Genomic DNA, 20,234 nt, shown 5'->3' with positions numbered 1-20,234 from the left:
CAATGAATAAGAAAGAGGACGGATCTAATGAATGAGGTGATGAGCATAACTGTTTCTCAAAATCCTTCATTTCAAAATACTGTTTTCTTTCAACAACTAGATGTTGTATACAAAGAAGCAATGGATTATGCCTCTAATGATATTTATCAAGCCAATCAACTTATTCAACAATTATATAGAAGCAAGCGATATGACGGGGTGTTGTGGGATATTGCTGCTGGGCCTATTGATGATGGTTTTGTAGACTTCATTAACGAAAAATATCCTTCTGTTAAATTAGAAAATTTATATGACATCATGACAGGTTTTGAAGCTGATGTTCCTCATTTAATGGTCTCAATAAACGCTCATACTAGAAGGGGAGCTAAAAATCGTAAGCTTAGAGATCTTGCAAATTGGGCTGGTGATTTATTAACCTCGGCTGGTGACGCTACCGCTACGGTTGAGCGGGGACTTTATTCTTCTGTCTATGAAGCAGCATTAGATTTAATTGGCTCAGCAGAAGATAAAGGTACGTTTGGGATAACTGATTTATTGGCGGATGCCGATGCGATCAATATATCGGATATCCTGATGAACAATGCGGAATTGAAGATTAATAAGGTAATAAAGGATTACTATTCGGATACATCCAATCTGAGTAACAGAATATCCAGATTTGTTGAATCCCGGTTTGGAGGTTTAGACCAGGCTCAGAGTGCTGCAGAATTTTATTTAACAGCCAATTTCCCGTTAGATCTGATAATAATAAGGACAATATTCAAGAAAAAATTCACAAATATGTTTGGTGATCCATCTACATTTAACTTCAAACAGGGGAAAGAAATTGCACGTGCTTTTAAGGATATCTTGGCTTCTAAAATAAATGGGGAAGCAAACGCTCTGTTCATCTCAAAGCGCTAACAGAATTAATATTCAACTCTGGCATCCTGTCAGGCAAACTGACAGGGTGTTTTTTCTTAATGATTTCCACAAGCACTAAAAATTGAAAGCGTTTTATAGAGGATCGGAAATCAACACAATTCTTTCGGATGTTTTCTAAACTTTATCGGATATTATGGCGCTTGATCCAAGGCTATAATTAGGTCAATGTATAGGTTTACACACGAAAACAGCTTTTGATTAGGAGGCTTTTCATGAAAATCACGAGACATCCGGAAAATCCGATTGTTGTGCCAGGCTTGTTCGAATGGAGAAAAGTAACCGTATTCAATCCCGCCGTCATCATCGATAACGGCAAGTTTTACATGATTGAACGTACGGCGGGCTCGCTGACTCCGTGCAAAAATTATCTTGGTTTACTGGAAAGTGAAGACGGCGTTCATTTTACACATGTTAAGGATGAGCCGATCCTCACGCCGGATGAGCTGGGCTTTCCTTACGGCAGTGTGCAGGACCCGCGGATTGTTAAAATCGATGACACCTTCTATCTGAATTATGCGCTGCGTCCGTGTGCCATGAGCTATTACCCGACCGGAGCGGGAGTACCGGAAAGATCCATTCCTGAATATCCGGACGGCTGGGGCGAAGATCCCGGTCATTGGTTGACTCGTTCAAGTATTGCGACTTCCAAAGACCTGATTCATTGGGATTACCTGTGTGACACAACCGAGCTTGATATTAATGATCGTGACAATATTTTGTTCCCGGAAAAGATTAACGGCAGATTCGCTCTGCTGCGCCGTCCGGAAGAGTACATCGGGGATGAATACGGCACGGAGAAGGCCGCCATGTGGATCACGTATTCGGACGATCTGATCCATTGGGACAAACCGAAACTGCTGGCGAAAGCCGAAAATGAAAGCTGGGAATTCAAGAAAATTGGCGGTTCCACACCTCCGGTACGTACGGACAAAGGCTGGCTCGTGCTGTACCATGGCGTGGATGAAAATACGGTTTACCGCGTAGGGGCGATGCTGCTTGATCTGGAAAATCCCGAAATCATCATTGCCAGAACCCGCAACTTCATTATGGAGCCGGAAACCTATTACGAGAAATTCGGTTATCAGATCCCGAACGTCGTTTTCCCAACGGGCAATGTTGTTAAAGACGGACTGCTATATATCTATTACGGTGTGACGGATACGGCCATCGCGCTGGCGACCGTTCCGCTGGACGAATTGGTGGATTATATTTTAAACGAACCGCAGTAAAGCAATTGGCTTGAGGGTATGGCCTGCAGCAAGGCAATATATGGTTTGGGGAATCGGCAGCAGCCTGCAGGCTGAACTTAATATGGAATGCCGTTTGTGAGCGGTATTTCTTTTACATCGCGTTGTAAGCGTTTACCATCGAAAGTGATAAATGTAAACTTTCATAACTCATTTTCATGATATCATACCTGATATCTGAAATTAAGTTCAATAAATTAGGATATAATTGATGTTTTGTGGGATGTAGCGGAAAAAATATAACATATATAATTTGATTGTAAGCTTCTGATGATATAAAAAAGGTCATTTAGTGTCAGATTGCAATCAAATTCAGAAACGGGGGCTGCAATATGAAATGGTTAAACAAAATGAAATCGACAGTGCTGATCGGTTCGGTCTCACTGCTGGCGCTTACGACAGCCGCATGCGGGAACAGTACGGATAATGGTGCGGCACAAGGAACGGAAAAAATCACACTGACGATGATGCATCCGTGGACTTCCCCGAATGTGGACAATGAAGTGTACAAGCAGCGCATTGCCGCTTTTGAGAAAGAGCATCCGAATATTGTCATTGAGCAGGACGGTGTTCCGGCGGCGCAATATAAAACAAAGCTGCGTACACTGGCCGCCGCCAACAACTTGGCGGATATCAATGTCGTATGGCCGGGGGCCGATTTACAGCCAATCGCGAGCGGTGGTCTGCTGGAGCCGATTGATTCGGAAATGGACGCCTGGAAGAACATTTTGCCTGAGGATGCTCTGGCCGGTTTTGCCCTCGATGGCAAGCAGTATGCGGTTCCGACCAAGCAGACCTTTGTCGATATTGTTTATTACAACAAGGAAATGTTTGCAAGCGTGGGATATGACCATTTTCCAGCGACATACGATGAATTCATCGATGCGGTCAAAAAATTGAAAGCTGCCGGCGTTACGCCGTTTTCTCTGGGCAACAAGGAGAAATGGCCCTTGCAGTCATCTTACCTGTCGGCGCTCACAGAGCGTTTTGTAGGCAGTGATTTCCTGAATAAAGTACTGAGCGGCGAAGCCAAGTTTACCGACCCGCAATTTGTGAAAGCCCTCGGTGTCGTTGAAGAGTTGACGAAACTGGATGCCTTCAATACGGATGCTAACAATATGGATTCCGTACAGGCGCAGGATTACTTTATTCAAGGAAAAGCCGCCATGCACGTATCTTCCTCCACGGTGGACAGCAGAATCCGCATCGAAAACAAGGAAGGCGACAAATTTGGCATAGCCCTCTTCCCAAGCATGCCGGGTGGAAACGGTGATGCGGCCAAATCCGCAGGTGTCGTGCAGTATGGAATCGCCGTCAAAAGCGGTCTCGATGAGCAGAAGAAGCAGGCAGCATTTGAATTTATGAAATATTTTGTAAATGAGGATCTGTACAAGGAACTGATCAGTAAAGGAGTTGTCGTGCCGGCCAAGGTGGATATTCCTGCCGATGCCAGCCCATATTTGAAGGAAATGATCGAGCTGACAAGCAAGGGTACGTCTCCGGTATTTGACAGCATTATCCCGACACAAGTCGTTGACGTTATGCAAAACGGTCTGCAGGCCATGACGGTTGGCCGTACCACTCCGGAGGAGCTGGCCAAGGAAGTCCAGGAAGCTCTGGACAGAAAGCTGGGTGGCAAGTAGTAATACATTACGGGCAGAAAGAAGCAGTCTGCTGTAACGTAAAAACCAATGATGTCACTGGCCGCAGCCAGGAAGGAAGCCCGTATAACCCGAATTCTCCTGACCAACCAGAGAATCCGTTATCGGGTTTTCTTTCTTAAAGCGGCGGAGGGATTAAGGAAGCTTTGAAAAAGGAGGTCATTGCAGTGCATACGCTAAAAGGAACGAAATTTGCCATTTTTATCGGGCTGCTGCCCGCACTTGTCATTTATATCGGCATCGCCCTCGTTCCGATCGGAATGTCGTTTTATTATGCCTTGATGGACTGGGATGGGATCAGTCCAATGACCTTTGTGGGTCTCGATAATTTTATTGAAATCTTTAAGGACGACGTCTTTTGGACATCTGTTAAAAATAATTTGTTCATTATGCTGACAGGGGTCGTAGGGCAAATTCCGATTGGTTTGCTGCTCGCGTTGCTGCTGAACGGTAAACTGAAAGGCGCAGGGTTTTTCCGCACTGTCGGTTTTCTGCCGGTCGTCATTTCCTCCGTTATGGTTTCACTGATTTGGGGGATGATTTATAACACGGAGTACGGGATGCTGAACAGTCTGCTTGGAGCGGTGGGCCTGGAAAGCTGGCAGCGAAACTGGCTTGGCGATACGTCCTGGTCCATGATCTCGATAAGCATCGCGTATATCTGGCAGAACTGCGGGTTGTACATGGTCATTTTCCTGGCAGCCTTGCAAAACATATCCGCCGAGGTTAATGAAGCAGCCGAACTGGATGGTGCGACGGGGCTTAAACGGACGTTCCTCATCACGATACCGATGATCCGCAGCACGCTTATTGTCGCTATTGTGTTTAGCATCAGCAATTCGTTCCGGGTCTTCGACTTGATTCAGATCATGACTGGTGGCGGACCGGCTCATGCCACGGAAGTCATGACGGTCTATATGTATAACAACGCGTTTATGAACATGCGTTTTGGTTACGGCAGCGCCGTATCCATTCTGATTCTGGTTTTCAGCCTGATTGTCATCAGTATTGTGAACCGTGTGAGCAGAGAAAAAGACGCTTAAAGAGGTTGTTCAAAAAGTCATCTTTTGATCACGAAGTAAGTCAGGAAGCATACTCGACATCGAATCTTGAATTCAGCCGGGGCTAAGCGGATGCTTCCGAAGCATGTTTCCTGCGGAAACATTTCAGGTGCTCACGTACCCCAAGTACGCTCCGCTCCTCAGTCCCTAGCTTCATTCAACTCCAGCGTTTTGAAAAAACGCACTTCGGAAGCATACGCTTCGGTGCTGAAAACCTGACTTTTTGAACACGCATTTAAAGAAAGGGGGAACATCTGATGAGAAAAAAATCGGGTCTGCTGACATTTTTGACATACCTGGTGCTTGGTGTATTTGCCATCATGAATATATTTCCACTTTTCTGGATGGTTGTCGATTCTTTCAAAACAGAGCAGGAATATGCGCAAAATCCTTTTTCGCTGCCAACGGTGCTGCAGTTCTCCAACTACTCCAAGGCGTGGGAAGTAGCCAACATGAATGTCTATTTCCTGAACAGTGTGATTATAACGATCGCCTCCCTGGTTTTGACGGTTTTGCTGGGAGCGCTCGCGGCCTACTTTTTGTCCCGTTTTCAGTTCAAGCTGCGGGGGGTCACGTACGGTCTGTTTTTGCTGGGGATGATTGTGCCGATTCACGCGACACTGATTCCGATTTTTATCATTATGCAGAAGCTGCACCTGCTTGACTCCATGATGTCGCTTATTTTGCCGTATACAGCTTTCCATTTGTCCTTGACGATTTTTATATTGGAAGGTTTTATGAAAGGTTTTCCCAAAGATCTGGAGGAATCCGGCGTTATGGACGGGGCGGGCGTGTTCCGTATCTTCTGGTCGATCATTCTGCCGATTACAAGACCTGCGATGGCGACTGTCGTCATCCTCAATTTTATATATAATTGGAATGAATACTTGTTCGCGCTGGTATTGATCAACTCGTCCGAACTGAAAACGCTGCCGCTTGGCCTCGCCAATTTTGTCGGCATTGAAACTGCCAGTCTTACACTGCAAATGGCCGCATTGACCATTGCGCTCATTCCGATCCTCATTTTCTACCTGCTGCTGCAAAAACAGCTGGTTAACGGAATGACCGCCGGTTCCGTCAAGGGTTGATCATCCGTCCAGCCGGGCGTTCGGGGGGCGAAAAGTTATGGCGGCAAAACGCAAAAGCTTTGGTTTGACCAAAAAAGCGCTCATTATCTTTTTGCTCTTCATCATTCTTCCGACCCTTGGCGTGGGAGTGATTGTGCAGTACCGGTTTACACTGGTGCTGCGCGATCAGTTCGTGCAGGCCACCAAAGTGAGTCTGGATACGGTAACCAATCAGCTTGAGGAGCAAATCAAAATGGTGGGGGATATCGCGGATTATTTGATATTGAACCCGGATATGCGGGATTTTTTGCGTATCAACGCTCCGTTAAGCGGAGAACAGCTGGATAACCGCAAACAAAACATTGAAGATTTCCTTACGTTTCAACTGATGTCCAAAAATTATATTAAATCCATCACGATTTCCGGTTTTAACGGCAATTCCATTCAAATGGGGGAGCCGGTGCGGGGCAGCGAACAGTTCTGGCTGAATAAGGCTGATCTCCGCAAGGGAGGCATTGTCTGGAGTGAAGGTTACCCTATATACAGTGATTGGAGCGGAAATGTCCGCCTGATTTCCCTGTTTCGGGTGCTCAATTCTTACACGGATATCCAGGTTCCGCAGGGCCATTTGGTGATCAGGATGGATGAATCCAGTGTAGCCAGGCTGCTGGAAAGCGGCATTGCCAAAGAAAATGGCAGTGTGTTTGTAATGGGTCCTGAGGGTGAAAGCATTTTACAGACCGGCAGTCCGCTGCCGGACGGATTCAGGCCGGACGCTGAACTGCTGAGCAGGCTTAAAGCGGGAGAAAATGGTTTTGTCAGCTATAATTTAAAGCATAGCAGCTATTTGACCTTTTCCCATGAAATGAAAAATACGGGCTGGACCGTTGTGGCGATGGTTCCCCAATCCGTGCTCGATAATGAGCTGCGCGGCGTTAAATGGACGATGAACCTGATTCTGTGCTCCATACTGCTGCTTGGCCTCGCTGCTCTGTTCGGCTTCCATTATACGATTATCCGCCCCATTTTACGGCTGAAGAAGGAGACCAACCGGGTTAAACTGGGCGATTTCAGCGCCAGGGTGCCCATTGAGTCGAATGATGAAATTTCAGAGTTAAACAGCCAATTTAATGAAATGGTCGTCACAATCAACGAACTGATTGAGCACAAATACAAGCTGGAGCTGCGTGAACGGGAAGCGGAGCTCAAGCTGCTGCAGAACCAGATGGATCCGCATTTTCTGTACAACACACTTGATATGATCCGCTGGACGGCACGGCTGGAGAAAGCGGAGCAGTCAAGCCAGCTGATTGAAATGCTGTCCAAGTTTTTTCGTTCCAGCCTGAACAGCGGAAGTTATGTGACCACGATCCGGCAGGAGCTTGAGTTTGTGCGTTCGTACCTGTACTTGCAGCAGCGCCGTTTGGGGAAAAAGCTGGTCTATACGCTGTATACCGAAGCGACGGTTACCAACGCGATTACGCTGAAGGCCACGATTCAGCCTTTAGTAGAAAATTTCCTGAAGCACGGTCTCGACCGTAAAAAAAGGGTAAACACCGTATCTGTCCGCTGCTACGAGCAGGAAGGCGAGGTTTGGATCGATGTGCGGGATAACGGGAGAGGTCTTCCTCCCGCACAGCTGGAGGCGTTGAACTACTCGCTGCGCCGTACGAGCACAGGCTCCGGAGGCAGGACGGGAGCGATCCATAATATCCATGAACGGCTGTCCATTTATTTCGGAGAGGGTTATGGCCTGGAAGTGGTCCAATCGGATGAAGAAGGGGCCTGGATTCGGCTGAAGATTCCATTTACCGGGAACGGAGGAGGTCTGGAGCATGAAGAACAACCTGGAGGTGTCGAAACAGACGATCAGGATGCTGATCGTTGATGATGAACCTGTGATTTGTCAGGGTCTGCGCTGTACGATAGACTGGGGGCAGCTCGGCATAGAAGTCGCCGGTGAAGCGTATGACGGGAAAGAGGCCCTGCAATTGACGGAGGAACACAACATCGATCTGCTCCTGACCGATATCCGTATGGAGGGAATGGACGGTCTGGAACTGACCGCTCAGTTAAAGAAGCGCTATCCGCATGTGCGTGTCATCATGATCAGCGGTTACGAAGATTTTGCGTATGCCCGTCAGGCTGTACGATTGAACGTGTCCGATTATTTGCTCAAGCCGGTGGATATCGATGAGCTTGTTACCGTCGTCCGCAAGGTCGCGGATGAAATAAGGAATGAAAAAAATGTGGAATCCGGTAAAGAGGAAACGCAGCGTTTGTCGAATGATGCACTATGGTTATCTAATATGGTGCGCAGCGTTCCTCATTATGACAAAGAACTGCCGCCTCATCTGCAAGGCGAACAGTACCGTATCCTTGCAATGCAAATCGACCGGTTCTCCGCCTGGCGCACAGGATTGTCCGACCGGGAATATACGGATGTCCAGCAGCAATGGCTACAAGCCGTACGCCGCCGTCTTGAAAGGCATTCCTTGCGCAGTATTTCCGTATTCGATCACATGAATCTGCTGTTCACCCTGGCCGTTGCGGACAGGAGGCTGGAGTGCGCTGAATGGGAAAAGGTACTTGCGGAGGCGGTGCGGCCTATGGCGGGTGGCGTCCGGCTGTACTGCGCCGCTTCCCGCCTTTATGAGAGATTGGAAGACACGGCTGATTACTGTATGGAGGCCCGCCGGATTTTGGATTATCACGTCCTGGATGACAGGGCAGTACTGCTGCCCGAATCGCGGGAGCGTGCCGAGAGCGGAAGAACTATGCTCGAGTATAACAGTGCCGCCAGGGTGCAGCTATTAGTGGCAGCCCTATTCAAGCAGGACGCTGCAGATGTAAAGCGGATTGTGCGGGATATGTTTCTTTTTTTCAAAGAGAGGAGCTTCTTGCCTCATGAGGTGGTTAAAGCCTGTGAGGAGGTTTCCATCCTGCTGCGCCAGCGTCTCCGCCAAAGCGGACTGACAGAGCTTGACCATGGAAGCGGGGAAACTGCCGATCCGTATGTGTATAATTCCTATGACGGCTTAGAGGCGCTGATGAATGAGGAAATGCTGCATCTGCTGCAGCTTATGAGCAAAAACGGGCTGGACAAATCCTATTGGATTGTCGAAAAAGCCAAGAAGTATATGGAGGAGCAGCACTGCAACGAGCTCAAGGCGTTTGAGGTAGCGGCCTGGCTTAAAATTACACCAAGCTATTTTAGTTATATTTTTAAGCAGAGCACCAGTAAAAGCTTTACCGAATACATGAATGAGCTGCGTATTGACCATGCGAAGCATCTGCTTGCCACAACCCATGATAAAGTGTTTGAGATTGCCGACAAGGTGGGCTATAAGGAATATAAGTATTTTGTGTCTGTATTTAAATCGCATACGGGGATGACGCCAAAGGAGTTCCGGGCACTGAACGTTAAACATTGACGGAGGGGGAACCAAGGCATGGAAAAGTATAAGGACAGCTCGCTTTCAGCTGAGGAAAGAACGGCTGATCTTCTGCCCAGGATGACACTGAAGGAAAAGGTCGGACAGCTGAACCAGCACATGTATGGCTGGGATGCTTACCGGCGCAATGAAACGGGAATTGAACTGACAGAAGAATTTAAGCGGGAGGTAGCTTTCGGCGGCGGGATGGGCGCCCTTTACGGATTGTTCCGCAGCGATCCCTGGTCGGGAGTGAACTATTCGAATGGCATACCTACGTTGGACAATGCACAGGTGGCCAACGAGGTGCAGCGGTATGTGATCAAGCATTCAAGGCTTGGCATTCCCGTGCTGCTGTCCGAAGAATGCCCGCATGGACATCAGGCGCTGGACGGCACACTGCTGCCCGTGAATTTGGACGCAGGCTCCACTTGGAACCCGACTCTGCTTGAAAGCGCTTATAGCCAGGTTGCGGCGGAGATCCGCGCCAGGGGGGCCCACATCGGTCTGGTCTCGGCGCTTGATATCCTGCATGAACCGAGATGGGGCCGTTCCGAAGAGTGCTACGGGGAAGACCCTTATCTGGCGGCTCGGATGACAGAGGCTGTGGTTCGGGGAATGCAGGGGACCAACGCCGCTGATCTGAAAGCGCCGGATAAGGTTGCCGCTGTGCTGAAACATTTATGTGCACAGGGCGAAGCGCAAGGAGGACTGAACTCCGGTCCGACGTCGATTGGCGAGCGCGAGCTGCGCGAGATTCACCTGCCGGGTATGCTAGCCGGCGTTCGGGCTGGAGCTGCCGGATGTATGGCGGCCTACAATGAAATCGATGGTATCCCCTGCCATGCCAACGCCAAGCTGCTTACGGGCATTTTGCGTGATGAATGGGGATTTGACGGAATCGTTATGGCTGACGGGGCGGCCGTTGACCGTTTGCTTGCCCTGACGGAATCCTATGAAGCCGCCGCTGCGCTGGCGCTATCTTCGGGTGTGGATTTGAGCCTGTGGGATACAGCCTTCACTACTTTGCAGCAGGCGGTTGAGCAGGGGCTGATCCAGGAGACTTACATAGACCGGGCCGTGGCCCGCGTGCTGCTGCTCAAGTTCAGGCTGGGGCTGTTTGACCAGCCTTATGCGGACATCACCCGTGCTGCATCTGTCGTGAAAAGCGATACCGCGCGTACAGTCAATCTGCAGTTGGCACGTGAGTCTGTCGTGCTGCTGCGCAATGAGGGTGGACTGCTGCCATTGGAAGCCAATGCTCACCGCATCGCGGTCATCGGCCCGAATGCGGACAATCTGTATAATCAGCTTGGCGATTATACAAGTGTGCAGCGCAAAGGAACAGGCACGACCGTACTGCAGGGAATTCGGATGGCGGCGCCCGCCGATACGGAGATCGTATACGCGCGCGGCTGCGGTATTCGCGACGAATCCACGGAGGGGCTGGAAGAAGCCGTGAAGGCGGCGCGAAACGCGGATGTCGCCGTGCTTGTTGTTGGCGGCAGTAGTGCCCGCCAGTTCGGCGGCGAATTTGATAACAACGGCGAGGCCATCATCTCTGAAGGAGCACCAACGGAAATGGATTGCGGCGAAGGCGTTGATGTCGCCAGCTTGAAGCTGGGGGGCATTCAGGAGCGGCTTGTGCGGGAGATCCATGCGACCGGAACTCCTGTTGCCGTTATCGTGATCCAGGGAAGACCCCATGAGCTGACGGCGATTGATGAACATTGCGGCGCGCTGCTGTGCGCCTGGTATCCGGGGACGGAGGGTGGCCAGGCGATCGGGGAGATTTTGTTCGGCAGGGTCAATCCGAGCGGCAAGCTGCCTGTTTCGCTGCCGCGTGCCGTAGGTCAGCTGCCAGTCTATTACAATCAGAAAAAGCCGAGCCGGATCAGACATTACGCCGATTCAAGCTCGCTGCCTTTATATCCGTTCGGGTATGGATTGAGCTATACCACTTTCCGTTACACGGATCTCCGTGCGCAGTCTGCCTCTTTGACCGTTTCGGAGCTGCAGCAGGGACGAGTGTTCGAGATCAGCGTTGACATTGAAAATACAGGGGAAACTGCCGGGGCCGAGACGGTCCAGTTATACATTCAAGCTGGGGGATCAAGTATCACACGCCGCAGGCTCGAACTGAAGGCGTTTGAGAAGATATGGCTTGCGCCGGGAGGATCGAGAACGGTTACTTTTCTGCTGGATGAGGAGAAGCTGTCGATCTGGAGCCGGAGCATGGAATTCGCGCTGGAGCCATGCCGGCTTAAAGTTATGGTTGGCACGAACTCTGCGGCTGCGGCCGAACTGGAGCTTGAGCTGGCGGTAACCGCGGATTAAGACGCCTGCAAAGCTCGCCATTTCTCATCTATACGTCTGAGGAGATAAAATCCATATTCATCAAGAACCTCCACAGTCGCCGTAAAGCGGCTGCGGAGGTTCTTTTGTGTTATTTAGGGTCTCCAGCTTATTTACAATATTGTCATCTCGTTGTTAATTTCCTGACAGCGCTATAAGGTAAAATTAGGATAACTGTGCGCTATCGGGGGCTGATTTTTTAATGATGAAGCATTCTTTGTGGCAGAAGCTGCGCGAAAAAGCAGAAACCGAAGCAGAACGGAGAAAAGGGTTTATAACCAGAATGAACGTTTTTTTCTTCTGCTCATTCCTGCTTTTTACTGTCCTGATTGTCAGGCTGGCTGTTCTGCAGTTCGTCGAAGGAGAAGAACTCAAGGAAGAGGAGACCGGCACGACTACACGCAATGTGCCGCTGTCCCCGGTCAGGGGGACGATCTACGATGCGACAGGCCAAAACCGGCTGGCCTATTCCACCCCTGTGCAATCGCTTTATCTGACTCTGCAGAAGGATTACAGTAAGGCCATGGAGGATAAGCGCGACAAGGAGGACCGGATTCTTCCGGAGCTGGAGGCGCTAAGCCGGAATCTTGAGAAAGTGTTCGCAGAACATGGGGACAAAGATGCAGAGAAGCTGACGGCGAAAGAAATCATGGAGAGAATGGACAGAAATTACGTGACACACCGCGGTTTTACGCCACGCAAAATCAAAACAGGTTTAAGTCCTGACGAAGTCGCCTATTTCCTTCAGCACAAGGAACGTTACCCCGGCATTGACATCGTGGAGGAGGGGCTCCGCCATTATGATCCCGATACAGTGGCTGTTCAGGCTGTAGGTTATATCCGGAGGTACAAGAACGCACGCACGAGTCTGGACAAATATGGTGCCATTCATAATAAAACGGATTCCCAGAATAATCCGGGCCGGGTGTATCAAGAAGAGGAAACGGTGGGTTATGACGGGTTGGAGCTGCAGTATCAGGATGAGCTGCGCGGCAAAAACGGCTTTAAAACCGTGACCATCAATCCGCGTAATCTGCCGGATGGGATCGAATCGATCACACCGCCCGAAAAAGGCCATAATATCTATTCAACCATCCATAAAGAAATCCAATTGAAGACAGAGCAGGCGATTCAGGATCAGCTGCGATATTTGCAGACCCATGCCGTGTCAGGCAAGGTTCACAGGGATGCGGTGACAGGTTATGCAGTCGCCATGGAGGTAGAGACCGGCAATGTGGTGGCGATGGCGAGCATGCCGGATTATGACACGAATGTATGGCAGACTGGAGGAGTTGCTCCAAGTGTTATGGACGAAATAGAGCCTATGTACACGAACGGCACCATTAGACCGGTGAAAGCGTATCGGCCAGGCGATCATCCTGAATCGGTGCTGCTGCTCGGTTCCACGATCAAGCCGCTGTCCGTGTTGATCGGCTTGGAAGAGAGGCTGTTTACAACGTGGGACACCTACTACGATAACGGCTCTGCTTATTATGGCCGGAACAACTCTTCCCGTGTAGGTAACTCGGGCAGGCATGCCTACGGCCCATTGAGTCCGGCTAGAGCCATCGAGGTATCCTCCAATACGTTTATGGTTGATATGATCGGCAAAAAGCTGTACGGCCAATACGGTTCAGAGGCTATTACGGTCTGGGACCAATATATGAAGCAGTTCGGATTGGGCGTATCTACTGGTGTGGATCTGCCGCGCGAGTATCTCGGAACGCTTGAATACAAATATGAGGAAGAGAGCGTGCTGACACGCATGGTGCAGGGTTCGTTCGGGCAGCAGGGTAAATATACCACGCTGCAGCTGGCACAATACGCCGCAACCATTGCGAGCAAAGGGAAGCGAATGGAGCCGCATCTTGTGAGTGAAATCAGGGATGCTGATGGCAATGTGGTGCGGACCATCAAGCCCAAGGTGCTTAATGATGTGGATTTTCCTGATGCTTATTGGAATGAAGTCATTCGCGGCATGAACACTAAAGTGGCGGCATTTAACGGATTTCCTTATGATTTTGCCCGCAAGACTGGCACCTCAGAGCAGTGGGTTAAAGGAAAAGGAATGGTGGATAACGGTGTATTTATTGCCTTTGCTCCGCGCAATAATCCCAAGCTGGCGGTAGCGGTTGTTATTCCGGAAGGGGGATTTGGCGCTACAAGCGCAGCCCCTGTAGCACGCAAAATCTTCGAGGCTTACGATGACGTATACGGGCTCGATGGTGTGCCCAAGAAGACAGACCAGGATGCACAAAATGAACAGCAGCAGCCCTGAACCGGCATGATCATTAAAGAGCGTCCCCCCATTCGTGTCCAAGGGCGGGAAGCTTTTTTCTTTTGAGCTTCTTTTCAAATGTGGTAAAATGTCGTTGGGCTGCAAAGCCTAACATAAGAAGAGATATAGATACATACCGGACATACAGGAGGAGAGGGACCATGGGAAAATACAAGCTGCTTGCACTGGATATGGATGGCACACTGCTGAATGATAACCACGAAATTTCACTGGAAACGACCAACTGGATTCATAAAGCGATGCAGGAGGGCATTCACGTCTGTCTGTCGACAGGCAGAGCGGCATCAAGCGCCCTGCCATACGGACAGGAGCTGGGACTGGAAACGCCGATGGTCACGGTGAACGGCGGCGAGGTATGGAAATCACCCCGCGAGCTGTGGCGCCGCCATCTGCTGGATAAGGAGCTGATCCGCCAGATGAAGACAATAGCGGACGAGGCGGATTCCTGGTTCTGGGCTTATACCACCGAAGGGCTGTTTAATACAGAGAAATGGCCGGATTCACTGGATGAATTCGAATGGCTTAAATTCGGGTATAACACGGAAAATGATGATATCCGGCATGAAATTCTGATCAAGCTGCAAAATCTGGGCGGACTTGAGATCACCAACTCCTCCCCTACCAATCTGGAGATCAACCCGCAAGGCATCTCGAAGGAAAGTGGCGTTAAGGAAGTATGTGGTCTGCTCGGCATTACGATGGATGAAGTCGTCGCGGTCGGCGACAGCCTTAACGATCTGGCCGTCATCCAGGCGGTCGGCCTTGGTGTGGCGATGGGCAATGCTCAGCAAACGGTAAAGGAAGCTGCGGACCTGGTTGTGGCCAGCAATAACGATGACGGCATTGTAGAAGTCATCCGCGACCATATTCTCGTCTGATCCTGCCCTAAGAACGGCGGGCTATTAATAGTGCGTGTTCAAAAAGTCAGGTTTTCCAGCACCGAAGCTCTAATATTGAAAAGAAACGGAGGCAGCCATGGATATCCTCGGTTGGGTGCTTGTTATCGCGTTGTTTGTCATCGGGATGGCGGGAGCGGTATACCCGGTTCTTCCGGGCGCACTGGCGATTTATTTTGCGTTTTTTGTCTATGGATGGTTTTTCAGCTTTTCATCCTTTACCGTCTGGTTCTGGATTATCCAAACTTTGATCGTTGTTGTCCTCTTTGTGGCGGATTATATTGTAAATGCTTGGGGAGTGAACAAGTTCGGAGGCTCAAAGCTGTCCACCGTGCTGAGTACAGTCGGCGTGATTATCGGTCCCTTTGTCATCCCGGCCTTCGGGCTTATTCTCGGGCCGTTTATCGGTGCCGTGCTAGGGGAGCTTATCAATCGCCAGCCACTGGATAAAGCGGTCAAGGTCGGATTCGGCTCGCTCGTCGGCTTGTTCACCAGCACCGTGATGAAGTTTATTTTACAGCTCGTGATGATTGTCGTATTCCTGATTTATATATTCTAAATTACGGTTGGAAGGGAACATACATTGTCCAAGAAGGAAAGCTTTATTAAAGGCACATTGATATTGGCGGCGGCAGCCTTGGTGGCCCGGGTGCTGGGGCTCGTGCAGCGGGTTCCGCTGGAGCATCTGCTCGGAGACATCGGGGACGCGTCGTTCTCGATAGCGAACAGCGTATACCTCATGCTGCTCACGGTTGCAACAGCCGGCATACCAAGCACGCTCAGTAAAATGGTGTCCGAGCGTTATGCGCTGAACAAGCCGCAGGAGGCACGCCGCGTGTATCAGGCGGCTCTCATTTTTGCGGCCGGCGCCGGCATCGTCATTACGGTATTGCTGTATTTCGGCGCACCATTTTATGCACAGCATATCGCCAAGACGCCGGAAGCGGCGCTGTCGATCCAAGCGCTGGCGCCGGCCTTGCTACTGTTTCCGACAATTGCAATGATGCGTGGGTATTTTCAGGGCAGAGGCAACATGACAGCAGGGGGCGTATCGCAGATCGTGGAGCAGTTTGCCCGCGTCGGAATAGCGATTCTGCTGGCTTATTTCCTGCTGCAGGCCGGCTATTCGGATACACAGGTCGCGGCTGGGGCTTCTTTTGGCGGCGTGTTCGGCAGCATCGGGGCGTTTGCGGTCATGCTGTACTATACGTTTAAGATGCGCCGGTCCGATGCGGCGAACCGAATCAGCGAGCCGCTGTCGGAACAGGTGCCGCTGCTGCAAATTTATAAGAGCATCTTTACGCTCTCCATCCCGATCGTGCTCTCTTCCCTTGCCGTTCCAGCGGTTAACTTTATCGACACCTCGATCGTCAAGACATTGCTGCTTGACAAGATCGGTGAAGCAGCTGCAACGGAAACGCTGGGTATCCTGGGCAACCGGGCGCAGAGCATCGCGGGCATCCCGCCGATCCTCGCCATTGCGCTCAGCCAGTCGCTGCTGCCGATTATTTCCGCGGCCTTTGCGCGCAAGGACAGTGATCATCTGCGCAATCAGATCACATCCGCGCTGCGCATCTCGATTCTGACAGGCATGCCGATTGTCATTGCGCTTTGCGCTGCAGCTTATTCAGTGAACGGGCTGCTGTTCAGCTCACTCAACGGAAGCGGTATTATCGCTGCACTGACCTTTGGAACGATATTCCAGATTACGATGATGACGACCAACTCCATTATCATCGGCATCGGCAAGCCGAATATCTCCATGATCAGCGTCGCTGCCGGATTGATCGTTAAACTGGCGGCCAGCTGGATACTGGCGACATGGTTCGGAATCTACGGCATTTATGGCATTATTGCGGCTACAGCCCTCTGTTTCCTGACTATTACCTATCTGAATCTGCGTGTATTGAAAAAGGTAGTTTCGTTCTCGATCCTGGGTGGCAGATGGATAGGCTTTATCCTGACCGTGCTTGTGGCAGGCGCCGCCGGGTATGGTGTTAATTCGCTCGTTCTGGCAGTGGCGGGAGCGGCGCCGTCCAGAATCGTTTTTTTCGCAGCCTGCATTCTATCCGGGCTGACCGTTGTCATCTCCTACCTCGTTTTGCTTGTTCTGCTGCGCGTGCTGCGCCGGGACGAGCTGGGCAGCTATCCCCGGGTCATGCAAAGAGTGCTGCGCCCGCTGATGCGCCTTCAGCCTGGATCATCCGGGCAGCGGGGATAATATTCTTCATTGAAATAGAAGTGCTTCCGCATCATGGCCGGTGGCAGTCTTCAGAATGCCGAATTTGTGCTCATGGGTCATTTCGAACAAAAATGGCCGCCGCGGTTTGCTCAGATATGACGGATTCAGGTATCCCTCGAACCAGTCATACCTTGGAATGGGTTCGTACGGAGTGTCTGACCAGACCTGCTCCAGCGCCGGACTGTATAATTTGCGTCCTAAAGCAGGCCATTCACTGCTATGAAGCGTTGCGCTCTCGTGGGGAGAGTGCAGCGCTTTTTCGATGTCAGGCGTAAAGATGCCAGGCCAGTATTCGCTGCGCGAGCCTCTGTGCGGCACCTTGCGGGCGAAAGAAAGGGTCCGGGTCAGCACCTGCTCGTAACCGAACAGCAGGGCATACAGGCATTTGCCCAAGGCGATGCGCTCGCCCAAATCAGCGAATTGCTCGATGATGAGCCCGGCAAGCCCGCTGTCCTGACCAAGCGGAAATACAACCTGGTTCAGCTGAAGCCAATTGTGCATGCGAAATGTAGTGCTGCGGGTAACGTGTTTCCTGAAGTAAGGGTTGCGCATAACTCGCCCCTCGATATAGTGCTGTTCGTTAATGATGAGCGCGACAGTCAGAAGCGGACTGTCCCGCAGCGTCCAAAACCGTTCCCAGAACGGGCTCATGAAAGCAGAGACGTGGAAGAAAGGCAGCAGATGGAAGCAGCTGCGCCCAAGCCGGCGGCTGTGCGCGTACAGCAGCAGTTGGGGATACGCGTCCTGAAAAATAAGGGCATTGCATCGCTCAAGCAGGCGGTAGGTCCAATCTTTTTCTTTGCCTGTCACGAGGTCTGCCATCAGGCCGCCCTTCAAATCGGTCATGTTATAACCGCCATTGCGGGATACCATGTGGGCCAGCAGAGCCCAATGCAGCTCCGGGCAGCTGTTATAGCACTCCAGATATGCGGCTGTCCGCGTAACATTGCTGCGGTTATGCTTGGCGGTCTCGCTGTGTATATGTTCCACAAGCTCCCGGTCTTCCTCGGAATGCAATGTGTCTTCAACCTGTGCGCGCATGCTTCGCCCGCTCATGGAAAGCATGCGTTCCGCTTCCGCCAGGGCCGCTGCGGCGGAGCCTGCGTTCCACGGCAGTTCCCGCAGCGGATGGCGGAGCTTGTTTGAGGCTTTCCAGGCCGCATATTTGCCTCTCAGCGCATCCCCGGCCGTACGGGGCAGCGTTCCAAGCAGGCGCATGCCTGTGCGCAGCCAGTCGTCCCGCATAATGCCTTTCCTCCTTTCATATAGAGGTTGTTCAAAAAGTCATCTTTTGATCACGAAGTAAGTCAGGAAGCGGACTCGACATCGAATCTTGAATTCAGCCGGGCCTTCCGGTGCTCACGTACCCCCTGTACGCTCCGCTCCTCAGTCCCTAGCTTCATCCAACCTTCTTGGTGCTAAAAACCTGACTTTTTGAACACGCACATTTAGTCTTTTTTATTCAGTATGGCTCGGGAGCCGGAGTTCCAACCGAAATCGCAGGTGCTGTGCAAAAACCATTTTTCGGGTTAGAATAAAGACAAGCTTCGGTTTTAACAATCCTTGATGGCTGATTCATATATTGATTCGAAGGGATGGTGTGTTATATGCAGCAAATCAGAAATAAGGCGGAATTCGATCAGGCAGTGCAGGCTCCCGGGCTGACGGTGGCCGTATTTAAGGCTGACTGGTGCGGTGACTGCAAATTTATAGATCCGTTCATGCCGGATGTGGAAGAGAAATACGCTGATGCTTTGAAGCTGATCCAGGTTGATGTCGAGGAAGCGGAGGGAGTCAGCGAAGCCCATAACGTGCTTGGCATTCCGAGCTTCATCGCCTTCAGCAACGGCAAAGAAGTGGTGCGGCTTGTGAACAGATTGCGCAAATCCCGCGCGGAAATTGAACAGTTTCTCGACCGGGCCGTTGAAGTCCACACCGCATTGAAAGCATAAGCCGATCCAGGCGGAACGTCTCCCTTGTTATTCAAGGGGGGCGTTTTTTTGCTTTCCGGAGACGTTAACATTTTGTCACAAAGCATTTATGTCAATGATGTATGTATCAGTTATAATTTTTATTAAGCGAGATGATCTCAAGTAAAATATATGAAAACAGGTGAGATAGAGTGAAAAGTACACGGATTTTAAAATGGCTGGCCCTGGCGACCTGTATTGTCATGTTTTTGGCAACCTTTGGCGGCGGAGTGGTGACACGGACCGATTCCGGCTTGGGCTGCGGCAGGGAATGGCCAACCTGCAACGGCAAGTTTGTTCCGGCTCATACGATCGCTTCTGTCATCGAATTTTCACACCGCTCGGTCAGCGGATTGGCTGGGCTACTGTCCATTGCCACCTTTGTTGGGTTTATGATCTATTTCAAAAAGCGCCGTGATCTTCAGTTTTTCTCATTCATGACACTGGCCTTTGTGATTATTCAGGGGATGATGGGGGCGCTGGCCGTCGTGTTCTCCCAGTCCGCCGCGGTGATGGCGCTCCATTTCGGATTTTCCCTGATTGCCTTTGCGAGCGCGTCAATGATGACGCTGGGCGCCTGGCAGGAGGATCGTGACTTCCGCCGTGTGCAGCGTCATGAGAAGAAGCCTGTCTCGCGCGGCTTCCGCAATTTCATCTGGGCGTCAACCGTCTATACTTACATTGCAGTATATACAGGGGCGTTCCTGAGTCACTCTACCGAGAACCGCATTAACTCCTTCTTGGGGATTGCGCCGTTATCGCTGCACCAGATTGCAGCTGGCATCCTGTTCGTTGTTATTCTGGCCGTCGGTCATTTCGCGTATCGCAAGCATCCGGATCATGGCGATATCCGCGCTCTTGGCGTAACTTCCGTTATCCTCATTGCCCTGCAGATTGTTGTGGGAATTGCCCTGCTTTATACGGCGGGAAGACCGGAGCTGTACATGTTTGTCGTATTGTCGCATATGGTAATCATTGCAGCGCTGTTTGCCGTGTTGTGCTACATGAGCTTCCGGGTATGGCAGCTGTCGCCGGAGAAAATGGCGCTGCGGAACGCTTCCCTTCAACGCACTTAAAC

General features: G+C 50.8%; 15 protein-coding genes. 14 read left to right on the top strand and 1 reads right to left on the bottom strand.

Annotation, left to right across the window (positions count from 1 at the left end):
* The first annotated feature begins 27 nt into the window (after positions 1-27).
* From ACI1P2_RS20855 to ACI1P2_RS20800, 12 genes are all read left to right on the top strand, one after another.
* A complete protein-coding gene (locus ACI1P2_RS20855) occupies positions 28-903 on the top strand; it encodes a hypothetical protein (protein WP_355322250.1) in 876 nt (291 codons plus the stop codon).
* A 233-nt stretch (positions 904-1,136) separates the two neighbouring features.
* Entirely contained in the window at positions 1,137-2,153 is a 1,017-nt protein-coding gene (locus tag ACI1P2_RS20850; RefSeq protein WP_355322248.1) for a glycoside hydrolase family 130 protein, read from the top strand.
* A gap of 350 nt (positions 2,154-2,503) precedes the next feature.
* Positions 2,504-3,814 (top strand): extracellular solute-binding protein, encoded by a 1,311-nt coding sequence (locus ACI1P2_RS20845; protein WP_355322246.1) that lies wholly within the window; start codon positions 2,504-2,506, stop codon positions 3,812-3,814.
* A 185-nt stretch (positions 3,815-3,999) separates the two neighbouring features.
* Positions 4,000-4,875 (top strand): carbohydrate ABC transporter permease, encoded by an 876-nt coding sequence (locus ACI1P2_RS20840; protein ID WP_355322244.1) that lies wholly within the window; start codon positions 4,000-4,002, stop codon positions 4,873-4,875.
* 275 nt (positions 4,876-5,150) lie between these two features.
* Positions 5,151-5,981 carry a carbohydrate ABC transporter permease gene (locus ACI1P2_RS20835; RefSeq protein ID WP_355322242.1) on the top strand — a complete coding sequence of 277 codons (831 nt, stop codon included), beginning with the start codon at positions 5,151-5,153 and terminating at the stop codon, positions 5,979-5,981.
* A 37-nt stretch (positions 5,982-6,018) separates the two neighbouring features.
* Positions 6,019-7,848: a sensor histidine kinase gene (locus tag ACI1P2_RS20830; RefSeq protein ID WP_355322240.1), complete on the top strand. Its 1,830-nt coding sequence runs from the start codon at positions 6,019-6,021 to the stop codon at positions 7,846-7,848.
* A complete protein-coding gene (locus ACI1P2_RS20825) occupies positions 7,796-9,394 on the top strand; it encodes a response regulator transcription factor (protein WP_355322238.1) in 1,599 nt (532 codons plus the stop codon). Before ACI1P2_RS20830 ends, ACI1P2_RS20825 begins: the two co-directional genes overlap by 53 nt.
* 18 nt (positions 9,395-9,412) lie before the next feature.
* On the top strand, positions 9,413-11,731 hold the full coding sequence (locus ACI1P2_RS20820) for a glycoside hydrolase family 3 N-terminal domain-containing protein (protein WP_355322236.1): 2,319 nt from the start codon (positions 9,413-9,415) through the stop codon (positions 11,729-11,731).
* 220 nt (positions 11,732-11,951) lie between these two features.
* Positions 11,952-14,027: a peptidoglycan D,D-transpeptidase FtsI family protein gene (locus ACI1P2_RS20815; RefSeq protein WP_408976289.1), complete on the top strand. Its 2,076-nt coding sequence runs from the start codon at positions 11,952-11,954 to the stop codon at positions 14,025-14,027.
* A gap of 161 nt (positions 14,028-14,188) precedes the next feature.
* A complete protein-coding gene (locus tag ACI1P2_RS20810) occupies positions 14,189-14,926 on the top strand; it encodes a Cof-type HAD-IIB family hydrolase (protein WP_355322234.1) in 738 nt (245 codons plus the stop codon).
* Between the two features lie 97 nt (positions 14,927-15,023).
* The gene (locus ACI1P2_RS20805; protein ID WP_355322232.1) at positions 15,024-15,503 is read left to right on the top strand and encodes a DUF456 domain-containing protein; all 480 of its coding nucleotides are present in this window, start codon (positions 15,024-15,026) and stop codon (positions 15,501-15,503) included.
* Positions 15,504-15,527: 24 nt separating this feature from the next.
* Positions 15,528-17,165: a putative polysaccharide biosynthesis protein gene (locus ACI1P2_RS20800; RefSeq protein ID WP_355322230.1), complete on the top strand. Its 1,638-nt coding sequence runs from the start codon at positions 15,528-15,530 to the stop codon at positions 17,163-17,165.
* Between the two features lie 6 nt (positions 17,166-17,171).
* Here ACI1P2_RS20800 and ACI1P2_RS20795 read toward each other — a convergent pair whose 3' ends face one another.
* Complete coding sequence (locus tag ACI1P2_RS20795; protein ID WP_355322228.1) at positions 17,172-18,431, bottom strand: DUF2515 family protein; 1,260 nt, start codon at positions 18,429-18,431, stop codon at positions 17,172-17,174.
* A gap of 362 nt (positions 18,432-18,793) precedes the next feature.
* On the opposite strand from ACI1P2_RS20795, the gene ACI1P2_RS20790 reads away from it, so the two are divergent.
* Positions 18,794-19,138, top strand: a complete 345-nt coding sequence (locus ACI1P2_RS20790; protein ID WP_355322226.1) for a thioredoxin family protein — start codon at positions 18,794-18,796, stop codon at positions 19,136-19,138.
* Positions 19,139-19,308: 170 nt separating this feature from the next.
* Positions 19,309-20,232, top strand: coding sequence for a COX15/CtaA family protein (locus tag ACI1P2_RS20785; protein WP_355322224.1), 924 nt, complete (start codon positions 19,309-19,311; stop codon positions 20,230-20,232).
* Positions 20,233-20,234 lie beyond the last annotated feature (2 nt).

It is taken from the genome of Paenibacillus jiangxiensis (genome assembly GCF_046098255.1).
Lineage (GTDB): Bacteria > Bacillota > Bacilli > Paenibacillales > Paenibacillaceae > Paenibacillus > Paenibacillus jiagnxiensis.
The sequence above is the reverse complement of the archived record's forward strand: the minus strand, read 5'-3'. Positions and strand labels throughout refer to the sequence as shown.